Origin of the sequence: Corallococcus exercitus, from assembly GCF_003611585.1 — a bacterium.
In the GTDB taxonomy this organism is placed as follows: Bacteria; Myxococcota; Myxococcia; order Myxococcales; family Myxococcaceae; genus Corallococcus; species Corallococcus exercitus.
In genome coordinates this window covers 1-3636 of sequence record NZ_RAVW01000637.1, presented here as the reverse complement: position 1 = coordinate 3636, position 3636 = coordinate 1, and the positions used below count along the sequence as shown (strand labels likewise).

Annotated in this window: 4 protein-coding genes; 1 reads left to right on the top strand and 3 read right to left on the bottom strand. The window is 65.9% G+C overall.

What is annotated here, in order from left to right; genetic code table 11:
* On the top strand, positions 1-639 hold a 639-nt coding region (locus tag D7W79_RS40050; protein ID WP_208729970.1), incomplete at its 5' end, for a hypothetical protein.
* 3 nt (positions 640-642) lie between these two features.
* Here the strand turns inward: D7W79_RS40050 and D7W79_RS40045 are convergent.
* The 3 genes from D7W79_RS40045 to nrfD all read right to left on the bottom strand — a co-directional run.
* Positions 643-1242 carry a hypothetical protein gene (locus D7W79_RS40045; RefSeq protein WP_120530469.1) on the bottom strand — a complete coding sequence of 200 codons (600 nt, stop codon included), beginning with the start codon at positions 1240-1242 and terminating at the stop codon, positions 643-645.
* 6 nt (positions 1243-1248) lie between these two features.
* Positions 1249-2355 (bottom strand): AAA family ATPase, encoded by a 1107-nt coding sequence (locus D7W79_RS40040; RefSeq protein ID WP_120530468.1) that lies wholly within the window; start codon positions 2353-2355, stop codon positions 1249-1251.
* A gap of 43 nt (positions 2356-2398) precedes the next feature.
* Positions 2399-3636: NrfD/PsrC family molybdoenzyme membrane anchor subunit (nrfD, locus tag D7W79_RS40035; protein WP_338078855.1), on the bottom strand; the 1238-nt coding region annotated here is incomplete at its 5' end.

Here is a 3636-nt window from a genome sequence, read left to right as displayed (position 1 = left end):
GTTGACGGGGAAGGGGGAAGGATGGAGCCTTTCAGGATGACCCGGGACTGGAACTCGCTGATTCGCTACGCCCTGGAGGGCGCGGAGGGGGAACCCTTCCTGCGCCTGCTCAAGGAGCGGCTGCGGACCGGGAGCCAGGTCGTCAGTGTGCGGCTGGAGAACACGGGAGGGAAGCCGGAGTACGTCCTCATCCTGTCGCTGCACAAGCAGCTGTCGGAAATGCGGGTTCCCCATTCCGAGGCGTTCACGGCTTGGTCGTTCGATACGGGAACGAGGATGGCGGACGAACAGCAGGAGCAGGCGCGGTTCGTCCTGCTCCTGGGGGAGCGCCTTGCCGCGCTCGCCAGTGACGTGGGGCCGGACGTGCTGATGGCACTGCTGTCGAACCACCTTCCTGCGATGGGGGCACCGCGCGCCAGCGAGGCTGCGAGGCACCTGCGGTCTTCGCGGCATGTGGACAGCGCCGTGCGCCGGGCCGCTGAGAAGCTGGATTTCGTCCTGGTGGGGTTGGCTCGCGCGCTGGGGCGCTCTCTCAAGTACGACGAGGCCAAGACCGGGCGGATCCTGGATGGCGCGCTGGCGCAATGGATCTCCCAGCCGCCTCGGGCAATGGGACTGGATGCGCCGCACCCGCTTTAACGCTCACCAGCGCTTCACCTGATCGACGAAGGCCTGGAAGCTTGGGCGCGATGACAGCCGCGTGATGGCTTCCGGATGCTGGAGCCAGTCCAGCGCAATGCCCTTCATGACCTGGCTGGACGGCTGGGGCTTGCCGTAGCAGTCCTTCTTTAGGACCTGACGGTTGTAGCGCTGCTCGGGAGACGGCTCCGTGAACGCATGGCCTTTGGCGATGAGGAGCCAGGTCTCCAGGGTCTGGATGGGCACGACCACGCAGGAGCGATAGGGATCTTCGCGCCAGCTCGTGGGGAGGGTGCTGTGCAGCCAGCACACGCGGCATCCGTCCGGACTCGCGCATTCCTGTTCGGTGTCGTGGGCTGGATGGTGAGCAAGCCCACGCGTGCTTCCGCCGTCATTGTCGATGGCCACGAGCGCATGGCGAACGCCCTGCTGCGCCGCGGTGTTGAGGTACAGGCCGGCCTGCTTTCGCACGTGCTTGCAGCCGTTGAATTCGATCTCGCTCTTCCAGGCCTGCACGGGAGTGCCGAGAACCCGTTCAAGGAGGTAGCGGTAGATCTCCCCGTCGTAGGCGTGGAACTCACTGGCGATGGCGACCGTGAGCACGGGATCTCAAAACGCGGTGCTGAAGGCGCCCGTCTCCAGGAGGTCTCCTGGCGAGGCCTGTTGAAGCGCTTCAACCAGTTCAGGCACGTCGCTCAAGCGCTTCACGCGTGTCCCTATGTCGGAACGGCGGAAGAGGAGAACCGCCTCGGGCTCGTCCCGGAAGGCGTTGAGAAGAACGGTCGAGTGTGTGGCGATGATGAACTGGCAGCCACGCTCGCGGACAATGTCCTTGAGGAGGTCGACCAGTTCGCGAAGCCGCTTGGGGTGGATGGACTGTTCGGGCTCTTCAATGCACAGGATTCGTCCCGGCTCTGCGCTCAATGCGTGCAAGGCCAGCGCGGTGAACGCGAGAACGCCATCGGAGACGTGCTCGGCGTCGAACTCCAAGCCGTCTTTCTGACGGAACCAGAGCCGCTGGTGTCCTGGAACAGGCGCCGGTCGGACAAGCACGTCTTTCATTTCGGGTAGGCAGCGGGATAGGAATCCATTCAACGCTTCGACTTTTTCAGGCATGGCACCGCGCCAGAGGCCAACGACGGCGGCAAGGCCTTGTCCGTCCACACCCATCTCGGGCTGTGGAATGACTTCTGCATCCCGACGGAGGGAGGAGACGGCGAGCTTGATGGTTCTGCTCCTGGCGAATGGAGCCCACTGCTTCATTGCTGCAAGGACCTGTGAGCCATCGAGGAGATGATGCTGCAGGAACACGAAGCGATCGACGTCTGGCACTTGAGGGAGGAACTGCTCTCCAACAACGAGGTCGGGCCCTTGCCTTTCGAAATAGGGGCGCTGGCCCTTAGCAGAAAACCTCTCCAAACTCAGAGGCAAGTCGTCGTACGGGCTGAACTTGAGTTCATAGTAGTTCGAGCCCTGATCCCAACGGATGACGCAGGATTCGGTCCCTTCCAGAGGAAGATGGAAGAAGGAATCACCTTCTGCCTGCACAGCCGTAGAGACTGACGTGACGAAGCTGTTGGTAAGAAACCGCGCCACGCTCATGAAGTTTGACTTGCCAGAGTTGTTCGGTCCCACGAGCACCGTGATGGGCTCCAGTGGGATGGTCTGCTCCTCGCCGAAGCTCTTGAAGTTCGCGAGCGTGATGGACTCGATCATGCCCGGAACGTAGCACTCCCTACCGACAAGGTAAGGCGCGGCGTCACGGCTCCGGCTGCTTCACCATGAACCGCGCGTAGGGTGCATCCGGCCGTGGTGCCGTGCGCGCCGCGCCCTGGCCCAACACGGGCAACGGGAAGCTCAGTGGCTTTCCGTCCGACGCCACCGCGTTCCCATCCACCTGCGCCGCGCCCAGTCCCTGCCTCTGTCCCTGGAACGTGGCCTGCGGATTTCGCGCGGAGGCCTTGCCCGCCTGGATGATGCCGTAGCGCGCGGCCACCGCTCCCACCGTGGACAGCACGTCCGCGGTCACCTGCTTCCAGCGCGAACGCCCCGGCAGCACGTCCACCACCAGCCCCGCCAGTGAGCACGTCCGCGACAGCATCCATAGCGCTCCGGATGCTCCCGAGTGCAGCGGCTTGCCCACCTCCGCGACCTGACGCGCCTCCAGCTCCACCGCCTCGCGCGTGAACAGCTCCGCCACCTTGCCCGCGATGCGGAAGCGGCGCAGCACTTGCTCCTCCGCGTCCGTGTGCGGGAGCAGCGACAACAGACTCCCCGCGCTCGCCGTCGCGGAGGACATGAAGAACAGCGGCAGCGTGCGCCCCACCTGCTGCCAGAGCGGCACCGCCGTGTTGCTCACCAGCACCGCCGTGTAGCCCGCGAGCGGCAGGCCCAGCACCGCGCCCATCCGTCCCGCCGCGCGCCCCAGCGTGCCCAGCACCCCGGGCCTCCGTCGCAGCACCCACGCCGCCGTGTTCACCGCGCCTGAACCCGCCAGCACCCACGAACCCATGCTCATGGGCGACGTGGGCCGGAACACCCGCAGCATGTTCAGGAAGCGCGACGGCCGGCCCAGGTCGTGGATCAACAGCCCCGCGCTCACGATGTCGCCCGCCAGGCCCACCGTGTGACAGCGCTCGGCCAGCCGCTTCAGCCTCCGTCCTCCGAAGGACTCCAGCGCCACCCCGAGCACGCTCGCCGCGCCCGCCACCCCGCCCACGTAGAAGTACGCCGGGACCGTCCAGATCCACAGCGGCTCCTTCAACACCGGAATGCCGTAGTAGCTCGGCGCCTCCGCGCTGTCCGGCCCTGACCGCGACGGCACCGTGGACAGCACCCCCACGCCCGGCTTCGCGGGCTCCGGATCCTTCACCTGCTGCTGTGAACCCTCTCCCTCCAGGATGCCCGCGCGCGAATCGATGTTCCGCCCGTCCGCCTTGCGCTGGAGCCGGTCCAGCAGCGTGTCGTCGCTCATCACCCCTCCCGCCCCAACACCAC

Coding starts and splice junctions, on each gene's coding strand:
- D7W79_RS40040 (WP_120530468.1), bottom strand. CDS start 2,355: ATGATCGAGTCCATCACGCTCGCGAACTTCAAGAGCTTCGGCGAGGAG.